Raw genomic sequence first — 6714 nt, forward strand, 5'->3', positions numbered from 1 at the left:
AAGTCTATAGCGGTATAAGCTAATAATATCGTCAAATACTTACTGACCTTGAGTGGTAAAGACGTTCTGCTTACTAACTTTATATTTACCACCTTCACTAACCACATTTAAAGTAATTGGCGTCCGGCCTTCGTCGACAACTTTAGGGTCACCGTAAATACTTACTGACATATCGAAGCTTTCACCAGGATCTAATGGCACATCATTAAAAGTCAAATGCAAGCTTAGACCTTCTTTTGGCGCTAAGGTAATAGTATAAGTGTGCTCGTCTTGAGTTTTATTGGTTAGCTTGACGATATAACTGTTTTCAATCATCCCTTGCGTGTTGAGCGAGGACAGCTGATTACGGTCACGGCGAATATCAATCTCTAACGGTACGCGATCGGTCAAGGCATAAACTAGACCACCACATAAAATGACAATGACTGCCAGATAAGCAAAGAACCGCAGGCTAAATACTTGACTTTTTTCTTTTTCTACTAACTGACGCTCAGTGGTATAGCGAATCAGACCACGTGGATAACCTACCTTGTCCATGACTTCATTACAAGCATCGACACAGGCGGCGCACTGGATACAGGCCACTTGCAAACCATCACGAATATCGATACCGGTGGGGCAGACCTGCACACACATTTGACACTCAATACAATCGCCTAAATCGTCAGGGTTGGTGCCTTTCTTGCGCGCGCCGCGAGGCTCACCGCGTTCATAATCGTAGGAGACGATAAGGGTATCTTTATCAAACATGACACTTTGAAAACGGCCATAAGGACAAATTTGAACACACATCTGCTCCCGCATATAGCCGGCATTAACGTAGGTAGAAAACGCAAAAATAAATACTGAAACCCATATCCATGTTGACCAATCAGGAAAGGGTATAAATCCTATCATTTGCCAACTTTGATATAGGGCGTCTGTCCCCGATACATAACTGACGAAAGTAGTGGCTGTAATCATCGAAAACACGAACCAAATAAAATAAACTAAAAAGCGCTTAAAAGCTTTACTGACGCTCATCGGTTGTTTATCGAACTTAATACGTTTGTTGCGGTCACCAATAACCCACTTCTCAACATATTGGTATAGATGTGTCCAAATCGTCTGCGGACACGCATACCCACACCACACCCGTCCCGCATAAACGGTCACCATAAATAAAGTAAAAGCCGCAATAAGCGCAAATGCTGCGATAAAGTAGAAATCTTGGGTCAAAAAGGTCATGCCAAAAATATAGTAATGCTGAGAGGGGACATCAAACCAAATTGCCTGCCTATCGTTATAGCGCAGCCACGGTAAAATCAAAAACAGTGCCAAAAACGCATACATACTGATGACACGAATGTTTTGATAAAAGCCCGTGACAAATCGGGGATGGATACGATGTTTTGTCGCATCAAGATCGATTTGCTGTATAGGGATTTTATTAGGTTGTTGTGCTGACATAAACTTGCCTCTTTAAAAAAAGAATCAGTCTGCTGGCATGGGTAACAAACACCTATTATAAAAATAAGATGTGTGAGCTTACGCTGTTATCAATGTCAGTAAGTAGGGGAGGTTTTGTGCATAATAAATGCTAATTTTGTCCCAACTACTGAATGGGTGATTATAAGTAACGGGTTATAATACTGATTTATAGCGCTAATTTATGGTAAAAATTATTTTGCCATTCCCCTTATTATAAATGGGGATATAATCTAAAAAAACAATCACTATATAAGAATAAATATCGATATGAAGGCCATATAGTGCGTGCTATCACGCTAAAAAATATCAAAAAAATGACTTCTAAATTTTTTTATTAATAATTAAGAAAAAGTACTGATCAAAAATATTTAACTTAAAATTTTGAATGAAATTGTTTAAATAAAAAAGGAGAACCGCAATGACAGTTCTCCTTTTTTTAAATATCATTATCCTATGATATGGCAATCTAACGAAGCGCTCTTAATTAGCAGTAGCCGCTGCGGGCGCTGCTGCTTTAGGCGCAGTAGCATTGGCAGGTATTGATGCTTTAGCTGTCAGCGCACCTCGGTCTGATAACGAATAAATATAAGCAGCTACTAGCATAATACGCTCGTTACCTAGCTTAGTTTCCCATTGTGGCATAACGCCTGCACGACCGTAACGTAAAGTATTACGTACCGTTTCACGCTCGCCACCATACAACCAAATAGTATCGGTTAAGTTTGGCGCACCTGCTGAAATCATACCCTTACCGTCTTTGTCATGGCACAACGCACAATTTTGCTGAAAGATTGCACTACCTTCAGCGACCAGAGTCTTATCAAGCTTACCATTACCTTTATCACCGTTGTTAGATGATAATGACAACACATACTCTGACGCTGCACGTACGCCTTCTTCACCGATTTGATCACGCCAAGCGGGCATACCACCAACACGACCATTATGTAGCGTCGTTAAGATATTGGTAGCTTCGCCGCCATACAACCAGTCATTATCGGTTAAGTTAGGGTAGCCTGTGGCACCTTTAGCATTAGAGCCATGACAAACCGAGCAGTTTTGTAAGTACAGGCGACTACCCACTTTTAGAGCATTTGGATTTTCAGCAAGCTTCTCAACTGCCGGTGCAAGTTCTGCAATCTTATCATCAATCTTAGTTTGCAGATCAGCCGGCGGCGCCTCACTACGACGCATAGTCGCTTGCATCTCATTTAAAGTGTCTAATGTCTGCGCTGCGCCAGTGGCATTCGCTTTTACCAAAATACTTTTTTCAAAGTTATCAGTAAATACTTTATTGTTGCTCTCAAGTTCATTAGCCAGCTCATTATGAGAGGTCCAAGGTACAGTTTCGCCATCGACTTCTACCGTTGCGATACCTTCCCACTTTGATGGGAAAATACCAGGGAAGAACACCCAGTAGGCAACCCCCCAGACGATGGAACCAAAAAATATCACCAACCACCACTTAGGCAGTGGCTTATCGTATTCTCGGATACCGTCGTAGTCATGACCTGTTGTGCCGTCTTCTTCTACTTCTGGTTTATACTTTAATACCATTAGTAACACAGCAAGAATACCAGCCCAACACATGATACTGAGTATGGTGATCCAAGAACTCCAAAAAAATGTCATCATTTATCCTTATTGCGCTGCTCGTCAGATAAGGGTTCTTTATCCTCATCATCAAGCGCAAGTTGTGCATCTTCTTCGAAGCGTTTTTTGTTTTTTGGCGAATACGCCCACCATGCAACGCCTACGAAGGCAACAAAGGCAGAAACGGTCGCAATTGTTTGTAATTCACCAATACCCATTAGCGCTGTCCTTCCATTGCGGTACCTAACTGTTGAAGATAGGCAACCAAAGCATCAAGCTCAGTGGCACCAAGAACCGCATCAGGAGCACCATTGATATCTTCTTCAGTATAAGGAACGCCGAAACGGTCACGGAATAGACGCATTTTTTCTTGAATATCTGAGCCATCGACTTCATTTTCAGCAAGCCAAGGGAAACCAGGCATAACCGATTCAGGCACCAAAGAGCGTGGATCCATCAGATGTTGTTTTTGCCAATCTTCAGAGTAGCGTCCGCCAACACGTGCTAAATCAGGTCCCGTACGTTTTGATCCCCACAAGAATGGGTGATCCCACGTTGACTCAGCAGCCCGTGAATAGGGTCCATAACGCTCAACTTCTGCGCGTAGTGGACGAATCATTTGGGTGTGACAAACGTGACACCCTTCACGAATATAGATATCACGGCCCTCAAATTCAAGCGCGGTCCAAGGCTCCATAGAGGGAAGGGGAGCGTTCACCCCACCATCTTCAGGGCCCTTATTGTCATATATCAGCGGCACAATCTCAACTAGCGTTGCAAAGCTAATGGCAATAACGATACCGATGACCAACAAGCCTGTATTTTTTTCAATAATCTCATGCGGTGTACCAGCCATGATCGCTCCTTATACGTTGGCTGTCGAGGTTTCATCGACACTAGGTTCATGATCGGTCGGATCAGCGACATCTACCGGCTTACCTTCTGGCATCTGAAGCGTTTTGTAGCAGTTATATGCCATAACGAACATACCTGATACATAGAGCAGACCACCGAAAGCACGACCAATATACGGGTAATGCGAGAACTCAACGGTATCAACGAAGCTGTATACTAATGTACCGTCGGGGTTAGTAGCGAGCCACATCATGCCCTGACCAATACCTGAGATCCACATTGATACGATATAGAATATAGTACCCGCCGTTGCCAGCCAGAAATGGGTAGTAATCAAGCTGATTGAATACATTTTTGGCTTGTTATAGATACGCGGTAATAATACGTACAATGAACCAATGGTAATCATACCTACCCAGCCAAGTGCACCTGAGTGTACGTGTCCAATGGTCCAGTCAGTGTTGTGCGATAACGCGTTGACCGTCTTAATCGACATCATTGGACCTTCGAAGGTTGACATCGCATAGAACGACAATGCCACAATCATAAAGCGAATGATCGGATCGGTACGCAGCTTATCCCAGCTACCTGATAAAGTAAGAACCCCGTTAATCATACCGCCCCACGATGGCGCGAATAGGATAATAGAGAACACCATTGCTAATGACTGCGTCCAATCTGGCAGCGCTGAATAATGCAAATGGTGACCACCGGCCCACATGTAAGAAGCAATCAATGCCCAAAAGTGAACAATAGACAAACGGTAAGAATAAATAGGACGGCCAATCTGTACTGGGACGAAGTAATACATCATCCCTAAGAATGCCGCCGTCAGATAAAAGCCTACTGCATTGTGCCCATACCACCACTGCACCATGGCATCAGTTGCACCGCCAAATAATGAATAAGACTTAAACGCACTAACAGGAATGGCCATACTGTTTACGATGTGTAGTAGCGCAATCGTAATAATAAAGGCAGCAAAGAACCAGTTAGCCACATAAATATGTGAGGTTTTACGTTTGATGAGCGTACCGAAGAAAACAATGGCATAAGAAATCCATACCAATGCAATCAAAATATCGATCGGCCACTCAAGCTCAGCATATTCTTTGGTCGAGGTCAAACCCAACGGAAGGGTGATCACGGCAGATACGATGACCGCTTGCCAACCCCAGAAGGTAAACCAAGCCAAGTAAGGAGCAAATAACCGCGTCTTACAAGTACGCTGGACAATGTAGTAAGACGTTGCGAACAAGGCACAACCACCAAACGCAAAAATAACGGCGTTAGTATGCAGTGGTCTTAGACGACTGAACGTCAGCCACGGAATGTCGAAGTTGAGTGCTGGCCATGCCAACTGTGAAGCAAGGAACACTCCAAGACTCATGCCGACGATGCCCCATACTATGGCCATGATCGTAAAGAATCTTACGACAGTGATTTCATATTCACGGTCAACTGGGGCGACTGCTGTGTTTTGTAAACTCATTGGATGATTCCTTTACAGCCCGAATTATCAACAGAATTAACTAACTCTCCGCGGCATCTGGGTTATAAAAAGAGTGCTATAACCAGATAATGACTGCGGTACCTGCTGGTGTCTGACTTGCTTACTACCGTAACGGTTCATTAACTATCAAGCTAGGCCTTCGCTAGACAGCAGCGAGTGCTGATGGGTAGAGGACGGCGCTAAAAAGGCACTGGGCTCACAGCTAGTCGATAGTAGGATTGTTAATATATCGTTCAAGTTAATAAGAAAGTACGCCGTCTTTGAGCATCAAACATCTAATAGTACTAAATAGCTGTCTTTATTTTTACTAATATTACTATTAACGAAGTCAGTAGCTATAAGTTAGTAGTTGTAAATTAGCACGTATAATTAGTACTTATAAAACTAGGATACTGACATAAATTTGGTAACAAAAAACTCATGAATCATAGATGTATGCTAGCGGCGGCTGACAAAAAACAGGTTTACGTAACGTTTAGTTAAAACTCCCGACTCTGTTTAAGGGTATTGTAACGCAATACTAAGCAAATATCATCAGAACTATGCGCCAAAATACAAACTCTTTGGTAAATAGTTTAGCAGACAACTTATTATGACAACAACATAAATGCATTTTAGATGCCGCTTGGCTGTCGCCTAAGGGTTCTATAGTCAATTCAAAATAAAAGTGTTATGTCCAGGATTAATATCGTAAAACAATTTAGATAAGTCATTTTCCATCCAACCTTGGCGTAGAAACTTTACTTGTGCCCACTTTTTCTCAATAGGATTTAGATCAGGACTGTATGGCGGTAGAAATAATAGGCGATGACCATGCCTATTAAGCAATCTTTGAACTCGCTTATGAAAGCTTGCGTTGTCCATCACAATCACGCACTTGGTTTTGAGGCTTGGGATTAGTGTGTATTTGCACCAGTCATAGAATATGTCACCGTTAATGTTTTTCTCAAAGTAATCAAGCGCGAATAATACTTTCTCGTATAAGGCACCAATAACGTTGGTTCGTTTTTTACCTTGCCAATTATAGCTGTCGATGCAAGGGCTTCCAATGGGTGCATAGCCGTAAGGGCGAATGGTTTCGCTCTCAAATCCACTCTCATCCATGTATACAATAGCAAAACCTTGAGCGATGTAGTCGTTAAGTTTGCTTAGATAGTTAACCTCAGTTCGGGATAAGCGAAGAAAAAGATAAAAAAAGAAGTCCTAATACGCTAAAGTAAGTTTACCAAGACAAACGACAGCAAAAAGGACTTCTTACATGGATAACCTAACCGAATTATACT

Annotated in this window: 6 protein-coding genes; all 6 read right to left on the reverse strand. The window is 42.5% G+C overall.

Annotated elements, in window-relative coordinates; translation table 11 throughout:
• Window positions 1–39 precede the first annotated feature (39 nt).
• Window positions 40–1449, reverse strand: coding sequence for a cytochrome c oxidase accessory protein CcoG (gene ccoG, locus JMX97_RS11435; RefSeq protein WP_201558234.1), 1410 nt, complete (start codon window positions 1447–1449; stop codon window positions 40–42).
• Window positions 1450–1950: 501 nt separating this feature from the next.
• Window positions 1951–3102, reverse strand: a complete 1152-nt coding sequence (gene ccoP / locus JMX97_RS11440; RefSeq protein WP_201558237.1) for a cytochrome-c oxidase, cbb3-type subunit III — start codon at window positions 3100–3102, stop codon at window positions 1951–1953.
• Window positions 3102–3281: a cbb3-type cytochrome oxidase subunit 3 gene (locus tag JMX97_RS11445; protein WP_201558239.1), complete on the reverse strand. Its 180-nt coding sequence runs from the start codon at window positions 3279–3281 to the stop codon at window positions 3102–3104. Before JMX97_RS11445 ends, ccoP begins: the two co-directional genes overlap by 1 nt.
• On the reverse strand, window positions 3281–3919 hold the full coding sequence (gene ccoO / locus JMX97_RS11450) for a cytochrome-c oxidase, cbb3-type subunit II (RefSeq protein WP_201558246.1): 639 nt from the start codon (window positions 3917–3919) through the stop codon (window positions 3281–3283). Before ccoO ends, JMX97_RS11445 begins: the two co-directional genes overlap by 1 nt.
• Window positions 3920–3928: 9 nt before the next feature.
• Entirely contained in the window at window positions 3929–5410 is a 1482-nt protein-coding gene (gene ccoN / locus JMX97_RS11455) for a cytochrome-c oxidase, cbb3-type subunit I (protein WP_201558247.1), read from the reverse strand.
• Window positions 5411–6082: 672 nt separating this feature from the next.
• The gene (locus JMX97_RS11460) at window positions 6083–6562 is read right to left on the reverse strand and encodes an IS630 family transposase (RefSeq protein WP_227675428.1); all 480 of its coding nucleotides are present in this window, start codon (window positions 6560–6562) and stop codon (window positions 6083–6085) included.
• Window positions 6563–6714: the final 152 nt, after the last annotated feature.

This window comes from Psychrobacter sp. 72-O-c (genome assembly GCF_904846605.1).
Taxonomy (GTDB): Bacteria; Pseudomonadota; Gammaproteobacteria; order Pseudomonadales; family Moraxellaceae; genus Psychrobacter.

Bases quoted from the DNA above. Each gene is read 5' to 3' on its own strand.
- JMX97_RS11445 (WP_201558239.1), bottom strand. From the start codon at position 3,281: ATGGGTATTGGTGAATTACAAACAATTGCGACCGTTTCTGCCTTTGTT.
- ccoO (WP_201558246.1), bottom strand. From the start codon at position 3,919: ATGGCTGGTACACCGCATGAGATTATTGAAAAAAATACAGGCTTGTTG.
- ccoP (WP_201558237.1), bottom strand. From the start codon at position 3,102: ATGACATTTTTTTGGAGTTCTTGGATCACCATACTCAGTATCATGTGT.
- ccoG (WP_201558234.1), bottom strand. From the start codon at position 1,449: ATGTCAGCACAACAACCTAATAAAATCCCTATACAGCAAATCGATCTT.
- ccoN (WP_201558247.1), bottom strand. From the start codon at position 5,410: ATGAGTTTACAAAACACAGCAGTCGCCCCAGTTGACCGTGAATATGAA.